Source organism: Streptomyces sp. Act143, from assembly GCF_003143935.1.
In the GTDB taxonomy this organism is placed as follows: Bacteria; Actinomycetota; Actinomycetes; order Streptomycetales; family Streptomycetaceae; genus Streptomyces.
Window position 1 is genome coordinate 6,803,018 of sequence record NZ_QFRX01000001.1, and the last position, 17,611, is coordinate 6,820,628.

Annotated in this window: 18 protein-coding genes and 1 tRNA gene; 12 read left to right on the forward strand and 7 right to left on the reverse strand. The window is 71.4% G+C overall.

Annotated elements, in window-relative coordinates; genetic code table 11:
• The first annotated feature begins 8 nt into the window (after window positions 1-8).
• The 3 genes from DI272_RS31090 to DI272_RS31100 all read left to right on the forward strand — a co-directional run bounded on the left by DI272_RS31090 (window position 9) and on the right by DI272_RS31100 (window position 2,553).
• Window positions 9-539, forward strand: a complete 531-nt coding sequence (locus DI272_RS31090; RefSeq protein WP_109501143.1) for an AAA family ATPase — start codon at window positions 9-11, stop codon at window positions 537-539.
• Between the two features lie 223 nt (window positions 540-762).
• The gene (locus tag DI272_RS31095; RefSeq protein WP_109498500.1) at window positions 763-1,941 is read left to right on the forward strand and encodes an SUKH-4 family immunity protein; all 1,179 of its coding nucleotides are present in this window, start codon (window positions 763-765) and stop codon (window positions 1,939-1,941) included.
• Window positions 1,942-2,169: 228 nt separating this feature from the next.
• Window positions 2,170-2,553, forward strand: a complete 384-nt coding sequence (locus tag DI272_RS31100) for a hypothetical protein (protein ID WP_109498501.1) — start codon at window positions 2,170-2,172, stop codon at window positions 2,551-2,553.
• A gap of 63 nt (window positions 2,554-2,616) precedes the next feature.
• On the opposite strand, the gene DI272_RS31105 is transcribed toward DI272_RS31100, so the two are convergent.
• A tRNA-Cys gene (locus DI272_RS31105) sits at window positions 2,617-2,688 on the reverse strand.
• A 217-nt stretch (window positions 2,689-2,905) separates the two neighbouring features.
• On the opposite strand from DI272_RS31105, the gene DI272_RS31110 reads away from it, so the two are divergent.
• The 4 genes from DI272_RS31110 to DI272_RS31125 all read left to right on the forward strand — a co-directional run bounded on the left by DI272_RS31110 (window position 2,906) and on the right by DI272_RS31125 (window position 8,522).
• Window positions 2,906-4,360 carry an MFS transporter gene (locus DI272_RS31110; RefSeq protein WP_109498502.1) on the forward strand — a complete coding sequence of 485 codons (1,455 nt, stop codon included), beginning with the start codon at window positions 2,906-2,908 and terminating at the stop codon, window positions 4,358-4,360.
• Between the two features lie 341 nt (window positions 4,361-4,701).
• Window positions 4,702-6,486 carry a DEAD/DEAH box helicase gene (locus tag DI272_RS31115; RefSeq protein WP_109498503.1) on the forward strand — a complete coding sequence of 595 codons (1,785 nt, stop codon included), beginning with the start codon at window positions 4,702-4,704 and terminating at the stop codon, window positions 6,484-6,486.
• Window positions 6,487-6,818: 332 nt separating this feature from the next.
• On the forward strand, window positions 6,819-7,460 hold the full coding sequence (locus tag DI272_RS31120) for an IclR family transcriptional regulator (protein WP_097264737.1): 642 nt from the start codon (window positions 6,819-6,821) through the stop codon (window positions 7,458-7,460).
• A gap of 270 nt (window positions 7,461-7,730) precedes the next feature.
• Window positions 7,731-8,522 carry a PDZ domain-containing protein gene (locus DI272_RS31125; protein ID WP_109498504.1) on the forward strand — a complete coding sequence of 264 codons (792 nt, stop codon included), beginning with the start codon at window positions 7,731-7,733 and terminating at the stop codon, window positions 8,520-8,522.
• A 47-nt stretch (window positions 8,523-8,569) separates the two neighbouring features.
• Here DI272_RS31125 and DI272_RS31130 read toward each other — a convergent pair whose 3' ends face one another.
• Genes DI272_RS31130 through DI272_RS31150 form a run of 5 tightly spaced genes read right to left on the reverse strand, consistent with a single transcriptional unit; the run spans window position 8,570 to window position 12,743 of the window.
• Window positions 8,570-9,529, reverse strand: a complete 960-nt coding sequence (locus tag DI272_RS31130; protein WP_109498505.1) for a glycine betaine ABC transporter substrate-binding protein — start codon at window positions 9,527-9,529, stop codon at window positions 8,570-8,572.
• Entirely contained in the window at window positions 9,526-10,356 is an 831-nt protein-coding gene (locus DI272_RS31135) for an ABC transporter permease (protein WP_109498506.1), read from the reverse strand. The genes DI272_RS31130 and DI272_RS31135 overlap by 4 nt, the downstream gene beginning before the upstream one ends.
• The gene (locus DI272_RS31140) at window positions 10,353-11,603 is read right to left on the reverse strand and encodes a betaine/proline/choline family ABC transporter ATP-binding protein (RefSeq protein ID WP_109498507.1); all 1,251 of its coding nucleotides are present in this window, start codon (window positions 11,601-11,603) and stop codon (window positions 10,353-10,355) included. The genes DI272_RS31135 and DI272_RS31140 overlap by 4 nt, the downstream gene beginning before the upstream one ends.
• Entirely contained in the window at window positions 11,596-12,243 is a 648-nt protein-coding gene (locus tag DI272_RS31145) for an ABC transporter permease (RefSeq protein ID WP_109498508.1), read from the reverse strand. Before DI272_RS31145 ends, DI272_RS31140 begins: the two co-directional genes overlap by 8 nt.
• A 20-nt stretch (window positions 12,244-12,263) precedes the next feature.
• The gene (locus DI272_RS31150) at window positions 12,264-12,743 is read right to left on the reverse strand and encodes an Lrp/AsnC family transcriptional regulator (protein ID WP_109498509.1); all 480 of its coding nucleotides are present in this window, start codon (window positions 12,741-12,743) and stop codon (window positions 12,264-12,266) included.
• A 126-nt stretch (window positions 12,744-12,869) separates the two neighbouring features.
• On the opposite strand from DI272_RS31150, the gene hppD reads away from it, so the two are divergent.
• From hppD to nthA, 5 genes are all read left to right on the forward strand, one after another.
• Window positions 12,870-14,015 (forward strand): 4-hydroxyphenylpyruvate dioxygenase, encoded by a 1,146-nt coding sequence (gene hppD, locus DI272_RS31155; RefSeq protein WP_109498510.1) that lies wholly within the window; start codon window positions 12,870-12,872, stop codon window positions 14,013-14,015.
• 119 nt (window positions 14,016-14,134) lie between these two features.
• Window positions 14,135-14,989 (forward strand): Teichoic acid biosynthesis protein C (Precursor), encoded by an 855-nt coding sequence (locus DI272_RS31160; RefSeq protein WP_109498511.1) that lies wholly within the window; start codon window positions 14,135-14,137, stop codon window positions 14,987-14,989.
• Between the two features lie 20 nt (window positions 14,990-15,009).
• Window positions 15,010-15,291: an SH3-like domain-containing protein gene (locus DI272_RS31165; protein ID WP_109498512.1), complete on the forward strand. Its 282-nt coding sequence runs from the start codon at window positions 15,010-15,012 to the stop codon at window positions 15,289-15,291.
• Complete coding sequence (locus DI272_RS31170) at window positions 15,284-15,577, forward strand: SH3-like domain-containing protein (RefSeq protein WP_109498513.1); 294 nt, start codon at window positions 15,284-15,286, stop codon at window positions 15,575-15,577. The genes DI272_RS31165 and DI272_RS31170 overlap by 8 nt, the downstream gene beginning before the upstream one ends.
• Complete coding sequence (nthA, locus tag DI272_RS31175; RefSeq protein ID WP_109498514.1) at window positions 15,567-16,148, forward strand: nitrile hydratase subunit alpha; 582 nt, start codon at window positions 15,567-15,569, stop codon at window positions 16,146-16,148. Before DI272_RS31170 ends, nthA begins: the two co-directional genes overlap by 11 nt.
• Here nthA and DI272_RS31180 read toward each other — a convergent pair.
• Window positions 16,111-17,550 (reverse strand): lipopolysaccharide assembly protein LapB, encoded by a 1,440-nt coding sequence (locus DI272_RS31180; RefSeq protein WP_109501144.1) that lies wholly within the window; start codon window positions 17,548-17,550, stop codon window positions 16,111-16,113. The genes nthA and DI272_RS31180 overlap by 38 nt on opposite strands.
• Window positions 17,551-17,611 lie beyond the last annotated feature (61 nt).

A 17,611-nucleotide genomic window follows, 5' to 3' on the forward strand; every position in this document is an offset into this window, starting at 1 on the left:
CTGACGTGCTGCGCGGCGTCGTCCTCGTCACCGGCGTCATGGCGTCCGGCAAGTCGACGGTCGCGCAGGCGCTTGCCGAGCGGCTGCCGCGCGCGGCGCACGTCCGCGGGGACGTCTTCCGGCGGATGATCGTCTCCGGGCGGCAGGAGTACGTTCCCGGGGGCGGCGGCGAGGGCGAGGCGCAACTCCGGCTGCGGTACCGGCTGTCGGCGGCGACCGCGGACGCGTACGCGGAGGCCGGGTTCACGGCCGTCGTGCAGGACGTGGTGCTGGGCGCCGAACTGACGGCGTACGTGGACTCGATCCGCACCAGCCCCCTCTACGTCGTCGTCCTCGCCCCGAGCCCCGAGACGGTCGCCGCCCGCGAGGCGGACCGGGCCAAGACGGGGTACGGGGCGGCCTGGACGGTGCGGGAACTGGACCGGGAGCTGCGGGCCCGGACGCCCCGGATCGGGCTGTGGCTGGACACCTCGGAGCTGTCGGTGGGGGAGACGGTGGAGGCGATTCTGGCGGGGAGGCAACGCGCCAGGGTGGTTTGAGCGTCTCTTGGTCGTGGGGCAGTGCCGTCGTGGGGCAGTGCCGTCGTGGGGCAGTGCCGTCGTGGGGCAGTGCCGTGTTGCCGTGGGGTCCCGGCTGTCGGGGCCGTTGTCAGTGGTGCGGCGTAGTGTTCCGGTCAGTGGGGAACGACGGCGAGATCTTCACGACGAACCCGCCCTGCCCTGCCCTGCTCGGGGAAACAGAGCTCGCACGCACGGGGGAACGATGAGCACGACCGGCGCCGCGCCCGCGGTGATCACCTTGACCGACGACGACCTGGAACGCCTCGTCACGCACGCGTCCACGCGCAGCTGGCTGACGGGTCCCGGACTGCCCGCCGAAATCGGCCTGTTGAGCTTCGCGGAGCTCGACCGCGAGGGGCTGCGGACCCTGACGGACGCCACCGGCGACCCCGACGGGCGGCTGGCCGTGGACATGCGGGACCAGCTGGTCATAGGCGGACTGCGCGACGACGAGGGCCGGGAGACGGAGTCGGTCCTGCTCGACGGCGTCACGGGCGAGGTGTCGACGACCGAGTTCTGGTGGGACCGTCCGGACCTCATGGAGCGCCGCCCGCTCGCCCCGTCGCTGGAGAAGCTGGTGCGCTTCGCGACGGCGACGGAGGAACTGGCGTCCCTGCGCGGCCAGTTCGCGGCCTATGCCGACCGGCACGGCCAGCAGGTGGCCGCGGAGGCATCCCGTCAACTGCTGGCGATCTTCGAGGAGGGCACGGACGGCGAGGTGCCGGGGTTGTGGCGGGCGGCGGCCCTGATCCGCCCGCTGTCCCTGACGGCCGGGCCGGGGAGGGTGTCAGGGCTCGCGCTCGACCTCCCGTCGCGGCTCCTGGACCAGGAGTTCGGGCAGGGCGAGATCTGGCGCTTCGAGGAGGTCGACTTCCCCGCGACGCTCACCCACGAACCCACCCGCCGCTTCCTGCGCGACACGGGCCTGCCCGAGGACACCGTCCTCTTCCGCCTGGACACCGACGTCCCGCTGCCGACCCTCACCGAGCACCACGCCGACGACCCGGCCGCCGAACTCCCGTCGGACGCCGACCACTTGATACGCCTCGGCCACCTCGTCGAGGACAACAGCCTGGTGGTCGACGGCCGGACCGGCGCGGTCCTGCACTGGAGCGAGCCCGACGGGCGCCTGTACCCGCTGAACACGGACGTCTCCACGCTCGCCTTCACGCTCTGGCTGCTGAGCCGCGAGGCGACGCTCGACGAGGAGTTGTCGCGGGGGCGGGACCGGGTGCTGGGCGAGCCGCTCGGACCGCACGCCCAGCTGGCGGCCACGATGATCCAGGTCCTGTCGACCGTCGACCGCACCGGCAGCGTGCCGGACGCCGACTGGCACTACTGGACGGAATCGCTGCGGGACGAGGCGGGCGGGGTGCTCTGACGCCCGCCGGGCTGCTGGGAGGCACGCCGGGGCGACCCGAACCCAGAGCGCCTTCCCGGCCGGGCCGGCCGTCGGTGCAGTCGCAGCAGCCCGGAGTGTTCGACCCGAGCCGCACCCGCACCGCTGCCCCCGTTAATGAACGGCCAACTCCCGTTCCCCTCAGGTAGGTTCGGCCGCGACCAGTTGTTCGAAGAGAGGAACGCCGCTGTGCGCAAGCTCCACCGTCGAATGACGACCGCTCTCGGGCTCACCGCGGCCTCCGCGGCGGCGCTCGCCCTGGGCATCGCCCCCGCCCAGGCGGCCGGTGAGGTCTACGAGGCCTCCAACTCCATCATCTCCTCCGACGTCACCGCGAAGACGTACTTCGCCGCCGACGGCGAGATCCTCACCGCCCTCGACATGCTGAAGGACGGCCACGGCACGGCCGCCCAGTGGCGCTACAACTCCAGTTCCTCGACCCACTCGTACTACAACGGCTACGGCTACGCCGTCGCCCACGACTGGAACCTCTCCTTCGCCGAGGGCACCACCCTCCAGATCCGCGCCTGCCTCCAGGACGGCTCGGACGGCACGCCGTACAAGTGCGGCGGCTGGGAGTACGCCAAGGCCTGACCCCGACGCACCGGAAGGGCGGCGCCCACCGGGGTCGCCGCCCTGCCTGCGTGCTCGGCACAGAGGCCGTGGCGGGAATCGAACCCGCGTAATCCGCTTTGCAGGCGGATCCCTGAGCCACTCGGGCACACGGCCGGGAAGGGTACGGAGCCCGAACTCCGTTCCGCACTCGGTGAGATGACCGTACGGGCGGGCCGGGAGAGGGCTCAAGCAGACCGGGCGCCCTGCAACGGGACTGCCATACGCCGTTCACGAAGAGGGGGCGGAGGCGCTGGTCGTACGACCAAGGTCCCATCCCCGGGCCACCTCCCGACAGGGGCTAAACCGGGTCGTGGCCCTTACCCTGGCGACCATGACCACCCTCGAACCGCGCGACACCGACGTCCCGCACACCACCCCCGACCTGCCCGCCGCCGTGGAGGAAGGGGTGCTGAGCCGGACGTACCGGGCGCTCAGTGTCGGGATCGTCTCGGTCGTGCTGCTCATCGCCTTCGAGGCGACCGCCGTCGGGACGGCGATGCCGGTGGCGGCGCGCGAGCTGGACGGGGTGTCGCTGTACGCGTTCGCGTTCTCGGGGTACTTCACGACCTCCCTCTTCGGCATGGTGCTCTCCGGGCAGTGGTCCGACCGGCGCGGTCCGCTCGGGCCGCTGACCACCGGCATCGCCTCCTTCGCGGCCGGGCTGATGCTGTCCGGGACCGCGGGGGCCATGTGGCTGTTCATCCTCGGGCGGGCCGTGCAGGGGTTCGGCGGCGGGCTGGTCATCGTCGCGCTGTACGTCGTCGTCGGGAGGGCCTATCCAGAGCGGCTGCGGCCCGCGATCATGGCCGCCTTCGCCGCGGGCTGGGTCGTACCGTCCATCGTCGGGCCGCTCGCGTCGGGCGCGGTGACCGAGCATCTGGGCTGGCGGTGGGTGTTCGTCGGCATCCCGGTGCTCGTGGTCTTCCCGCTCGCCCTCGCCCTGCCGCAGATCCGGCGGCGGGCCGGAGGGCCGGTCGACGGCTCCGCCCGCACCGCCTCCTTCGACCGGCGCCGCATCCGTCTCGCCCTCGGCATCTCGCTGGGCGCGGGCCTCCTCCAGTACGCCGCCCAGGATCTGCGGTGGCTCTCGCTGGTCCCGGCCGTCGCGGGCGCCGCGCTCCTCGTGCCCGCCGTGCTCGGGCTGCTGCCCCGCGGCACCTACCGCGCCGCCCGCGGGCTGCCGTCGGTCGTGCTGCTGCGCGGGGTGGCCGCGGGGGCGTTCATCGCCGCCGAGTCCTTCGTGCCGCTGATGCTGGTCACCCAGCGGGGGCTCACGCCGACGCTCGCCGGGTTCTCGCTCGCGGCGGGCGGGCTGACGTGGGCGCTGGGGTCGTGGGTGCAGTCGCGGGCGCGGGTGGAGCCGTACCGGGAGCGCCTGATGACCGCCGGAATGGTGCTGGTGGCCGCGGCCATCGCCGCCGCGCCGAGCGTGCTCATCGACTCGGTGCCGGCCTGGACGGTCGCCGTGGCCTGGGCCTTCGGCTGCTTCGGGATGGGCCTGGTGATCTCCTCCACCAGTGTGCTGCTGCTCCAGCTCTCCGCCCCCGAGGAGGCCGGCACCAACTCCGCGTCCCTCCAGATCTCCGATGCCCTGGCGAACGTCGTCCTGCTGGCGGCGGGCGGTGCCGCGTTCGCGGCGCTGGGCGGCGGCGCGGTGAGCCACACGGCGACGGAGGCGTCCGGCACGGGCTCGCATCCGGCGGCCTTCGCGGCGGTGTTCCTGCCGATGGCGGGGGTGGCGTTGGTGGGGGCTTGGGTGACGCGGCGGTTGCGGGTGCCCGACTGATGTCGTACCCGTATGACCCCATGCGACGGTGCCGCATGCCCGTATGACCCCCTGCGGCAGTGCCGCATGCACCCGTACTGCTGAGGGCCGTGGGCGACCGTCTCGCGAGGACGGCGCGCGAGGCGCTGGTGTCTCCGAGGCCTTGCGGGCGTTGTCCGAGTGAACGGTGTGACCTCGGTCCCACCCTCGGCCGACCCGGCCCCGTCCGCGCGTTGACACCGCCGGGCCGCCGGTAAGGTGACCCGGTCGTCATACGCACCGGACCCCCTACGGAGACCGTGACTACCGCCCGCCCGTCGCCCGCCACCACCCTCAACGGAGGGCCCTCCGGGCCCGCGCCTATGTCTGCCTCCACCTCCCACCACCTGTCGCCCGCCTTCCCCGGCCGCGCCCCCTGGGGCACCGCCAGCAAGCTGCGTGCCTGGCAGCAGGGGGCGATGGAGAAGTACATCCAGGAGCAGCCGCGTGACTTCCTCGCGGTGGCGACCCCGGGCGCGGGCAAGACGACCTTCGCCCTGACCCTCGCCTCCTGGCTGCTGCACCACCACGTCGTGCAGCAGGTGACCGTCGTCGCGCCGACCGAGCACCTGAAGAAGCAGTGGGCCGAGGCGGCGGCGCGGATAGGGATCAAGCTGGACCCCGAGTACAGCGCGGGACCGCTCGGCAAGGACTACCACGGCGTCGCGGTCACCTACGCGGGCGTCGGTGTCCGCCCCATGCTGCACCGCAACCGCGTCGAGCAGCGCAAGACCCTCGTCATCCTCGACGAGATCCACCACGCCGGTGACTCCAAGTCGTGGGGCGAGGCCTGTCTGGAGGCCTTCGAGCCCGCCACCCGCCGGCTCGCGCTCACCGGCACGCCGTTCCGGTCCGACACCAACCCCATCCCCTTCGTGACGTACGAGGAGGACAACGCCGGGATCAGGAGGTCGGCGGCCGACTACACCTACGGGTACGGCAACGCCCTCGCCGACCACGTCGTCCGCCCGGTGATCTTCCTCTCCTACAGCGGCAACATGCGCTGGCGCACCAAGGCCGGCGACGAGATCGCCGCGCGGCTCGGCGAGCCGATGACCAAGGACGCGATCAGCCAGGCCTGGCGCACCGCGCTGGACCCGCGCGGCGAGTGGATGCCGAGCGTGCTGCGCGCCGCCGACCAGCGGCTGACCGAGGTCAGGAAGGCCATCCCGGACGCGGGCGCGCTCGTCATCGCCTCCGACCAGGACTCCGCCCGCGCCTACGCCAAGCTGATCCGCGAGATCACCGGCACCAAGGCGACCCTCGTGCTCTCCGACGACGCGGGCGCCTCCAAGCGCATCGACGACTTCAGCGAGAGCAACGACCGCTGGATGGTCGCCGTCCGCATGGTCTCCGAGGGCGTCGACGTCCCGCGCCTCGCCGTCGGCGTCTACGCCACCACCATCTCCACCCCGCTCTTCTTCGCCCAGGCCGTCGGCCGCTTCGTGCGCTCACGCCGCCGCGGCGAGACGGCGTCCGTCTTCCTCCCCACCGTCCCCGACCTGCTCACCTTCGCCAACGAGATGGAGGTGGAACGGGACCACGCCCTCGACAAGCCGAAGAAGGAGGGCGAGGAGGACCCGTACGCCGAGTCCGAGAAGGAGATGGAGGAGGCGAACAAGGAGCAGGACGAGGACACCGGCGAGCAGGAGCAGTTCGCCTTCGAGGCGCTGGAGTCCGAGGCCGTCTTCGACCGGGTCCTCTACGACGGCGCCGAGTTCGGCATGCAGGCCCACCCCGGGAGCGAGGAGGAGCAGGACTACCTCGGCATCCCCGGGCTGCTGGAGCCGGACCAGGTGCAGCTGCTGCTCCAGAAGCGGCAGGCCCGCCAGATCGCGCACAGCCGCAAGAAGCCGGACGCCGAGGCGGACCTCCTCGAACTGCCCGCCGAGCGGCGGCCCGTCGTCTCCCACAAGGAGATGATGGAGCTCCGCAAGCAGCTCAACACCATGGTCAGCGCGTACGTCCACCAGAGCGGCAAGCCGCACGGCGTCATCCACACCGAGCTGCGCCGGGTGTGCGGCGGCCCGCCGAGCGCCGAGGCCACGGCCGGGCAGCTGCGGCAGCGCATCGCCAAGGTGCAGGAGTGGGCCACCCGGATGCGCTGAGTCCCTGAGTCGAGGGGGCGCGGGGCGTGTCAGATGCTGTGCCCGCAGGATGCTGTGCGCCGTACGTATCAGGACAAACGGAGTAGTCCGTCCCGGCCACTGACCGGATTCTGGACGGAGCCTTCCGCTCAGCGAACCGGCTTCGCTAATGTCCCGCTACGCACACGCCCCGTGGCAGCGCCGCCGCGGAGCGCAGCCGTGAAGCGACGCGGTCCGGTACGCACGCCGGGCCGCCGGCCGATCGGCGGCCTCTGACGCGCGTCACCGACGGGACTCGATGACGCATCCCCGCGGCAAGGCTGCCGACCTCACCACTTGGAGGAGTGGGCGTCGTGACCGCGGAGACCTCTCAGACGCTCGACCGAGGACTGCGAGTCCTCAAGCTGCTGGCCGATACGGACCACGGGCTGACCGTCACCGAGCTATCCAACAAACTGGGCGTGAACCGGACTGTGGTGTACCGGTTGCTCGCCACTCTCGAACAGCACGCTCTCGTACGACGTGATCTGGGCGGTCGCGCCCGGGTCGGCCTCGGTGTGCTCCGCCTGGGCCGCCAGGTGCACCCGCTGGTGCGCGAGGCCGCGTTGCCGGCCCTGCGTTCCCTCGCCGAGGACATCGGGGCCACGGCCCACCTCACGCTGGTGGACGGCGCGGAGGCGCTGGCCGTCGCCGTGGTCGAGCCGACGTGGACGGACTACCACGTGGCCTACCGCGCCGGTTTCCGCCACCCGCTGGACCGCGGCGCCGCGGGCCGGGCGATCCTGTCCGCGCGCACCCAGCCGTCCGGCGAGCCCGGCTACACCCTCACCCACGGCGAGCTGGAGGCGGGTGCCAGCGGCGCCGCCGCCCCCCTGCTCGGCGTCACGGGCGTCGAGGGCAGCGTCGGGGTCGTGATGCTGGCGGACGCCGTGCCGGAGCGGGTGGGCCCGCGAGTGATGGACGCGGCACGGGAGGTCGCGGAGGCACTGCGCTGAAATCCCGGCAGGGAGCCGGGCCAACCGACGGAGGCACTCCACGCCGACGCCCGGGGCGGACGTGCGGGGCGTGTTCCGTGCTGGGGGTGGACGTGCCTTGCGCGGTGCGGGGCGTGTTCCGTGCTCGGGGTGGACAAGCCTCGCGCGGTGCAGGGCACGTCCTCGTCCGCCGCAGGGCACGCCCTCGCCCGGTGCAGGGCACGTCCCGTCGATCGCCCCGTCCAGCCACCGGCGCATGGCCGGAATCGGGCCTCGCGTTAGATTGATCCCGTGCTCTCTCGCCTCACGCGCCCCCGGGCCGTCGCCGTCTGCGCCCTGCCTGTCGTGGCCCTGCTCGCCACCGCGGCCTTCGCGCCGCTGCCGTTCTCGCTGACGCAGCCCGGCATGACGGCGAACGTCCTCGGCAAGAACCAGGGCACGCCGGTGATCACGATCTCGGGCGCGAAAACCCGTGCGACGACCGGGCAGCTGCGGATGACGACCATCGAGGCGACCAACCCGGACACGCGTGTCTCCCTCGGGGACGTGCTCGACGCGTGGTTCGCCACGGACCAGGCGGTCATGCCGCGCGACTCGGTGTACCCGAGCGGGCAGTCCACGCGGCAGATCGAGCGGCACAACACCGAGCAGATGAAGGAGTCCCAGGACGCGGCGACCGAGGCCGCGCTGAACTACCTGGGCCTGAAGGACGACGGCATCAAGGTCACGCTGAGGCTGGCGGACGTCGGCGGCCCCAGCGCCGGGCTCCTCTTCTCCCTCGGCATCGTCGACAAGCTGAACGGCAACGGCAGCGGCGGCGACCTCACCGGCGGCCAGGTCGTCGCCGGCACGGGCACGATCGACGCCGACGGGACGGTGGGCGCGGTGGGCGGCGTCTCCCTGAAGACGCAGGCCGCGAAGCGGGACGGGGCGACGGTGTTCCTCGTCCCCGAGGACGAGTGCTCGGACGCGCAGGCTGAACTCCCGAAGGGGCTGCGGCTGATCCCGGTCACCACGCTGAAGGGCGCGGTGAGCGCGCTGACGGCGCTGGAGACAGGGAAGGGCTCCGTGCCGAGCTGCTAGGCGCGGGCCGGGCGGGGGCGGGGGAGTGACCTCGGGTACCGGCACCCCTACTTCACGAACCCCTCCGCCTTCATCCAGTCCAACGCCACCTGATGCGGGTCCTCTCCCTCCACATCCACCTTGGCGTTCAACTCCTGCGCCACCGTGTTGTTCAGCTTCCTCGTGACCGGGTCCAGGATCTCCTCGATCGCCGGCCACTTCTTCAGCGTCTTGGAGTTGATCTCCGGGGCGGCGTTGTAGTTGGGGAAGAACTTCTTGTCGTCGGTCATCACCGCCAGGTTCATGGACTTGATGCGCCCGTCGGTGGTGAAGACCTCCCCGTAGGTGCAACTGCCCTTCTTCACCTGGGTGTAGATGATCCCGGTGTCCATCTGCGTGACGTTCTTCGCCGGGACGCTCATCCCGTACGCCTTCTCCATGCCCGGCAGCCCGTCCGCGCGGTTGGCGAACTCGCTCTCCACGCACAGCGACACCGCGCCCGGCTCCGACTTCGACAGGGCGGCGACGTCCGACAGCGTCTTCGTGCCGTACTTCTTGAAGTTGGCCTGGTTCATGGCCAGGGCGTAGGTGTTGTTCAGGGCGGCGGGTCGCAGCCAGGTGAGGCCGTTCCTCAGGTCGGCCTTGCGCACCGCCGCCCACTGCGCCTGCGGGTCGGCGATCGGTTCGCTGTTGCCCTGGTACGTGATCCAGGCGGTGCCCGTGTACTCGTACATGCCGTCCGCGTCACCGGACTTGACCGCCTCCCGCGCCCCGATGGAGCCCTGGATGCCGGTACGGTCCAGCACGTCCGCGCCCGCCGCCTCGAACGCGATCCCCATGATCGCGCCCAGGACGAGCTGTTCCGTGAACTCCTTCGACGTCACCGTCAGGCTCGCGCCCTTCAGCGGCTCACCGGCCCCGATCGACCCCGGTCGCACGTCGTCGACCATGGGGGAGCCGCTCGTCAGGCCGCAGGCCGAGACCAGCAGCAGCACGGCCGCCGACGCCGGCAGTACCCCGCGCCTCATCGCCCCACCTCCAACCCCCGTGGCCTGAGCACCAGTTCCGCCAGTGACGCCAGCCAGTCCACCAGCAGCGCCAGCACGACCGTGAGGATCGAGCCCAGCAGCAGCACCGGCATGCGCTGGTTGGTGATGCCGGTCGTGATCAGGACACCGAGGCCGCCACCGCCGCCGAACGTGGCCAGCGTCGCCGTGCCCACGTTGAGCACCAGCGCCGTGCGGACGCCCGCCAGGATCAGCGGCACCGCCAACGGCAGCTCCACCCGCGCCAGCACCCCCACCGACGACATCCCGATGCCCCGCGCCGCCTCCAGCAGCGTGGGGTCGTTGGCCTTCAGGCCCGCGATCGTGTTCGACAGGACCGGGAGGACCGCGTAGATGATGATGCCGATCAGCGCCGCCTTCGTCCCCGTGCCCAGCCAGATCACCAGCAGGGCGAGCAGGCCGATCGCCGGGGTCGCCTGACCCATGTTGGCGACGGCCATGGCGATGGGGGCGGCCTTGCGGAACATCTTCCGGGTCAGCAGGATGCCCAGCGGGATCGCGATGATCAGCACGAAGAACGTGGAGATCGCCGTCAGCTTCACGTGCTGCCAAAGGGACTTGGACACCTGCCCGTTGGACAGCGCGTTCTCCGAGATCGAGTCCAGGTCCGCCTGCTGGAACCACAGCCACGTCGCCAGCAGCACCGCCACCAGCACAGCCGGCAGGAAGGTCAGCTTCCGCCAGGTGATCCGGCGCCGCAGGTCCACCCGCGGCGCGGGCTCCTCCTGTTCCTCCAGGGACTCCCGCTCGTCCAGGGACCGCTGCTCCTCCAGCTCGGGGACGCTCACGCCTTCCTCTCCCCTCCGTCGCCCTCCTGCTCGGCGTGGGTCTGGGCGGCCCTGGCCTCCTCCAGGTCGTGCTGGTGCTCCATCGCCTCCAGCCGGTCCGCCTCCAGCAGCTCGTGCACGGAGTTCATCAGCGTCTCCATGTCGACGACGCCCGTGTACTCACCGCGCCGCCCGGTCACCGCAACCCGCCCCGCGTTGTCCGTGAGCACGGCCTCCAGCGCGTCCCGCAGCGTCGCGTCCCGCGTCACCGTGTCGTGGACCAGCGTCCCGGCCCGCGCCAGCGACCCCTTCGCCCGCATCAGGTCGCCGCGCCGCAGCCACTTGTAGGGCCGCCCCCGCTTGTCGAGCAGCAGGATCTCGTTCGTGCCGCTGTCCCGGAGCCGGTTGAAGATCTCCTGGAGCGGATCGTCGACGGTCACCGTGGGGTAGTCGGTGATCTCCACGTTCCGCACCCGCGTCAGGTTCAGCCGCTTGAGCGCCGCGCCCGCGCCCACGAACCCGGACACGAAGTCGTCCGCCGGGTTGGTGAGGATCGCCTCCGGGGTGTCGAACTGGGCGATGTGCGAGCGTTCGCGCAACACGGCGATACGGTCGCCCAGTTTGATCGCCTCGTCGAAGTCGTGCGTGACGAACACGATCGTCTTGTGCAGCTCGTGCTGGAGCCTGATCAACTCGTCCTGGAGGTGGTCGCGGGTGATCGGGTCGACCGCGCCGAACGGTTCGTCCATCAGAAGCACCGGGGGATCGGCGGCCAACGCCCGTGCCACGCCCACGCGTTGCTGCTGGCCGCCGGACAGCTGGCGCGGATAGCGGCCGTGGAACTCGCCGGGGTCCAGGCCGACCAGGTCGAGGAGCTCCTCCACCCGGTCCTTGATCCGGCTCTTCCCCCAGCCGACCATCTTCGGCACCAGCGCGATGTTCTGCGCGACCGTCATGTGCGGGAAGAGGCCGGCCGACTGGATCGCGTAGCCCACCTTGCGGCGCAGCTTGACCGGGTCGATGTCGGTCACGTCCTCACCGTTGATCCGGATGCGGCCGCCGGACGGCTCGATCAACCTGTTGATCATCTTGAGCGTCGTCGACTTACCGCAGCCGGACGGGCCGACGAAGATGACGATCTCGCCCGCCTTGATCTCCATGTTGACGTTGTCGACGGACGGCTGCGGATTGCCGGGATACCTCTTGGTGAGGTTCTCCAGCTCGATGGACGCGCCGGAGGCACCGGAAGCAGTGGACGTCTCAGACACGGATCCCCCTGGGAATGGTCAGCCGTCCGATCAGGACGTACGCGGCGTCGAACAGCAGGGCCAGGACGATGATCCCGAGCGTCCCCGCGAGCACCTGGTTGAGCGCGTTCTTGCTGCCCAGCGAGGCGATCCCGCGGAAGATCTCGTTGCCGAGGCCGGGTCCGGAGGCGTAGGCGGCGATGGCCGCGATGCCCATCAGCATCTGCGTGGAGACCCGGATGCCGGTCAGGATCGGCGGCCAGGCCAGCGGCAGCTCGACCCGCACCAGCCGCATCGGCCGGGACATCCCGATCCCCTTCGCCGCGTCCACCAGGGACGGATCGACCCCGCGCAGGCCGACGATGGCGTTGCGGACGATCGGCAGCAGCCCGTACAGGGTCAGCGCGGTCACCGTGGGCGGCACGCCCAGCCCGACGACCGGGATGAGCAGACCGATCATGGCGAGCGAGGGGATGGTCAGAATGGTCGAGGTGGCCGTGGTCGCGAGGTTCCCGGCCCACTCGCTGCGATAGGTGACGACCCCGATCAGCACTCCGATCACCGTCGCCACCACCATGCACTGGAAGACGGCGCTGGCGTGCTGGAGGGCGTCGGTGAGCAGCTGCTGATGGCGGTTGCCCAGGTACTCCCAGAAGCTCACATCGAGTCACCCCATGGCAGCTAGGTCCGGTCCTCGTCCCCGGCCGCCTGCTCCACCAGCGGAATGATCCGCAGCGGAACCGGATTCTCCATGACGATCGCCGTGGCGGCCCGGACGATCCCATCGAAACCGACAACGCGGTCGATCACCCGCTGGAGATCCGCGTTGGACCGCGCCACCAGCCGGCACAGCATGTCCCCGCTGCCCGTGGTCGTGTGCAGCTCCAGCACCTCCGGCACGGACGCCAAGTGCGCCCGTACGTCCGGCCCTTGCCCCTGCCGGATCTGGAGCGTGGCGAACGCGGTCACCGGGTAGCCGAGGGCCGCCGGGTCCACCTCGGGGCCGAATCCGCGGATGACGCCATTCGACTGAAGGCGGTCCAGCCGCGCCTGCACCGTCCCGCGGGCCACCCCCAGCCGCCGGGACATCTCCAGCACCCCGATCCGCGGCTCGCGCGCCAGCAGCACGATGATGCGTCCGTCGAGCCCGTCGATCCCCACGAGCGCCGCCTTTCCCGGTGGTCATCCTGTACAGAGAGCCCGCAGAAACGGACACCTCACTGGTCATATTGCACAGTCGATGCGCAAACTATTGCGCACCTTGCGGCCACGGAGAAGGCTGCGCCTATGACGCAGACCACACACCACACTCCCGACACCGCCCGGCAGGCCGACCCCTTCCCGGTCAAGGGAATGGACGCGGTCGTCTTCGCCGTGGGCAACGCCAAGCAGGCGGCGCACTACTACTCCACCGCCTTCGGTATGCAACTGGTCGCCTACTCCGGACCGGAGAACGGCAGCCGCGAGACCGCCTCGTACGTCCTGGAGAACGGCTCCGCCCGGTTCGTCTTCACCTCGGTGATCAAGCCCGCCACCACCTGGGGCCACTTCCTCACCCAGCACGTGGCCGAGCACGGCGACGGCGTCGTCGACCTCGCCATCGAGGTCCCGGACGCCCGCGCCGCGTACGCCTACGCCATCGAGCACGGCGCGCAGAGCGTCGCCGAGCCGTACGAGGTGAAGGACGAGCATGGCACCGTCGTCCTGGCCGCCATCGCGACGTACGGCGAGACCCGCCACACGCTCGTCGAGCGCACCGGCTACGACGGCCCCTACCTCCCGGGATACGTCGCCGCCGCCCCGATCGTCGAGCCGCCCGCCCACCGCACCTTCCAGGCCGTCGACCACTGCGTCGGCAACGTCGAGCTCGGCCGGATGAACGAATGGGTCGGCTTCTACAACAAGGTCATGGGCTTCACGAACATGAAGGAGTTCGTGGGCGACGACATCGCGACCGAGTACAGCGCGCTGATGTCGAAGGTGGTGGCCGACGGCACGCTCAAGGTCAAGTTCCCGATCAACGAGCCCGCCATCGCCAAGAAGAAGTCGCAGATCGACGAGTACCTGGAGTTCTACGGCGGGGCCGGCGTCCAGCACATCGCGCTGAACACGGGCGACATCGTCCAGACCGTACGCACCATGCGGGCGGCCGGGGTCCAGTTCCTCGACACCCCCGACTCGTACTACGACACCCTCGGCGAGTGGGTCGGCGACACCCGCGTCCCCGTCGAGACCCTGCGCGAGCTGAAGATCCTCGCCGATCGCGACGAGGACGGCTACCTGCTGCAGATCTTCACCAAGCCGGTCCAGGACCGGCCGACCGTGTTCTTCGAGATCATCGAGCGGCACGGCTCGATGGGCTTCGGCAAGGGCAACTTCAAGGCCCTCTTCGAGGCGATCGAGCGGGAGCAGGCCAAGCGCGGCAACCTGTGAAGGCGGCGTGAATCCGTAAGCGCTTTCGCCGCACCTTGAAACCGGTCGGCGGCAGTTGGCACTCTCTGGTCCTGTGGACGCCGCCAGGGCGCCCGCAGGACCCGGGGGAGCACACCACCGTGACCGACCGCATCGACCTCGGCGTACCGGCGCAGCGCCGGCTGAAGGAGAAGGCACTGCACGAGGGCACGGTCCTGCAGTCCTTCGCCTTCGACGAGGTGCACCGCCACCTCTACGTCCTCCAGGTCCGCCGCGGCGGCATCGGCGCCGGCCACCTCTGTCTCAACAAGCTCGACCTCCAAGGCACGTTGCTCGGCCACATGCACCTCCAGGGCTTCGGGCACGGCGTCAGCATGGGCGTGCAGAACGCCGCCGACGGCACGGTGTGGATCTGGACCGAGGCCGAGGCCAAGGGCGGCTACGGCCAGGCCGTCACCCGTTTCCGGTTCGCCGCCGGCGCCACCCGTACCGTCGCGGACGTCAGGACCCGCAAGCCGATACCCGGGTCCACCAACAACCAGCCCACGGTCTGCATGGCCAGTGAGCGCATAGCCGTCCGCTACCGCCTCAAGGGCAAGCCCCGCTACCGCGTCTGGGACCTCGACGCCTTCGTGAACCGCGACTACGGCGACCCCGTCGCGGACATCGCACAGCCCGATCCGCACCCCGACCCCGAGATCCCCTTCCAGGGCTACGCCCTGCACGGCGACCACCTCTACCAGCTCGCCGGCACCGCCTACGACCCCGAGACCAACCCGCCCGCCGCGTTCGGCAACGCCTACGTCTCCTGCGTCGACCTCACCACCGGGGAACTGGTCCAGCGGATGCGCACCGAGGCGGGCCGCTCCCTCACCTTCCGCGAACCGGAGGGCCTCGCCGTCCGCCACAAGACCGAGCCGGGCCTGTACCTGGGGCTCGCCTCGGGCGCGGCCGGAGCCCGCAGGTTCTCCCTGTACGCCAAGCCGCTGACCTAGTGCGGCCGTAGGCTGGACCCATGGCGAGGATCAACGACGTGGGCGGCACCCAGGGCTTCGGCGCGATCGACACCGCCGACGACACCGAACCCTTCCACGCGGACTGGGAGGCCCGCGTCGTCGGACTCTTCAACACCCTGCGCGCCCAAGGGGTCTTCAACACCAACGAGTTCCGCGACGCCATCGAGTCGATGCCGCCCGCCGCGTACCTGGCGGCCTCGTACTACGAGCGCTGGTTCACCGCGATCGTCGCCCTGCTGGAGGCCAAGGGCGTGCTGGAACCGGGTGAGCTGGATGACTGACGGCGACCGCTTCCGGCCCGGCACCCGGGTCCGGACCTTCCCCCACGACCCGCCCCACCACACCCGCCTGCCCCGCTACGCCCGCGGCAAGCGAGGCGTGATCGTCGAGCCCGAGGGCCCCGCGGAGCTGGCCGACATCAGCGCCCAGGGCCGCGGGGACGCACCCGTCGAGCAGATCTACGCGGTCCGTTTCGCGGCCCGGGACCTGTGGGGCGAGGGCGACCACCACGTCGTACTGGACCTGTGGGAAAGCTACTTGGAGGAGGACCCGGACCATGAGCGGTGAGCACCACGACGCGACGATCGCCCGCCGGGTGCGACGCCTGGAGACCCTGCTGGAGGAGAAGGGACTGATCACCGGCGAACGCGTGGACGAGGCCATCGACGCCTTCCTCGCCTCCTCCTCCCCGGCGAACGGCGCCCGGGTGGTCGCCCGCGCCTGGACCGACCCGGCCTTCAGGTCCCGCCTCCTCGCGGACGGCACGGCCGCGGTGCGCGAACTGGGCTACATGGAGGGCTCGTACCAGCGTCTGCGCGTCGTCGAGAACACCGCCACCACCCACAACGTCGTCGTCTGCACCCTCTGCTCCTGCTACCCGCTCCGCCTCCTCGGCCCGTCCCCCAGCTGGTACAAGTCCGAGGCCTACCGCTCCCGCGTGGTCCGTGAACCGCGCGCCGTCCTGCGGGAGTTCGGCCTGGAACTGCCCGAGGCGGTCGACATCACGGTGTGGGACTCCAGCGCCGAGAGCCGCTACATGGTGCTGCCCCGGCGACCGGAGGGCACCGAAGGGCTGGCGGAGCAGGAGCTGGCGGCACTGGTCACCCGCAACGCGCTGATCGGCACGGCTGCCGTGTGACCGACGCCGGCACGTCCGTCACGTCCGGCTCCGCACCGAGCGCCGCCAACGCCGTCCGGGCGGTGCGCACCTGGAGGGGCGAGAAGTACGGGTTGATGCGCAGCGCCTCCTGAAGATGCCGCCGCGCGGGCCCGTACCGCTCCAGCTCCCGCTCGATCATGCCCCGGTGATAGGCGTACAGCGCACTGCGGACGCCGCCCCCGTGCACCTTGTCCGTCGCCCGCACCGCGTACCGAAGCGCCTCCTCGTCCTGACCCGCCCGGTGCAGCGCCCACCCCAGCGCGTCGGCCACCGCGATCCCCGGCTGGCGCCGCCACTCCGCCCGCAACCGCCGCACAGCGGAGGCGGGTTCACCGTGGTCGGCCTCGAACACCCCGAGCACCAGCTCCTCGTCCACCCCGCCCGCGGCGGCACTGCGCACCCGCGCCCGCAACAGGTCGTACTGCGCCCGCGCCGCCTGCCGCAGCCCCAGCGACTCGTACAACTCGCCCAGCTCCAGGGCGTACTGCGGACTCGGCTGGTTGGTCAGGGCCATCCGGTACGCGCTCAGCGCCTCCGACGTCCGCCCCAGCGCCGCCAGCGCCCGCCCCTGCCCGGCCTGCGCCGCCCGCTGGTCGGGGTCGATCCGCACCGCCTCCCGGAAGTTCCGCAGGGCCACCTCCCGGTCCCCGCGCTCCCAGGCCAGCTGCCCCACCCGCTCCAGATACGCCGCCCGCTCGGCCGGCGCCCGCGCCCCCGCCGCCGCGTCGGAGAGCTGTGCCATCGCGTCCTCACGCCAGCCCCGGTCCCGGTAGACCGCCCCCGCCCTCGCCATCACGGCCGCCCCGCCCCGCAGCTCCTGGAGCCGCTCCAGAGACCGCCCCACGGCCTTCCAGTCACCGAGGCCGCTGTAGGCGTCGATCAGCAGCGGATACGTGGCCCAGCGCTTCGCGTCCGCCTTCACCGCGGCCTCGCCCCACGTCCGCGCCGCCCGGAAGTCCCGCCGCGCGTTCGCCAGCGCCGCCATCCCGCCGAGGGCCGCGGCGCTCCGCTCGATCTTCAGCGAGGTCCGCAGCGCCCGGTCGGCCTTCGGGTAGTACGCCGACTGCGCCGTCCGCCGCCCCTGCTCGACGTACGCCGCCCCGAGCACCGCCCACGACTCGGCGTCCCGCGGGTTCTTCCGCAGATGCCTCTCCCGGTCGCCGACCAGCACCGCGAGGTCCGGCAACGCGGCCGGCACCCCCGCCGACACCGCCGTCAGCGCCTGCGCGCCCGGCGCCGGCGGCACGGCCGCCCGCGGGGGCGTCCGCTGCACCGGCACCACCATCAGCGTCCCGCCGAGCACCAGACACCCGGCGAGGGCGGCGACCAGAGCCCACCGACCGGCGCGTCCACCCCGAGAGGCCTCGTCTTGGTTCTCCATGGCGCTCACCATGCGTCAATACGACGACCACACCCCCGTATGCGAAGGCCGGTGCGGACGG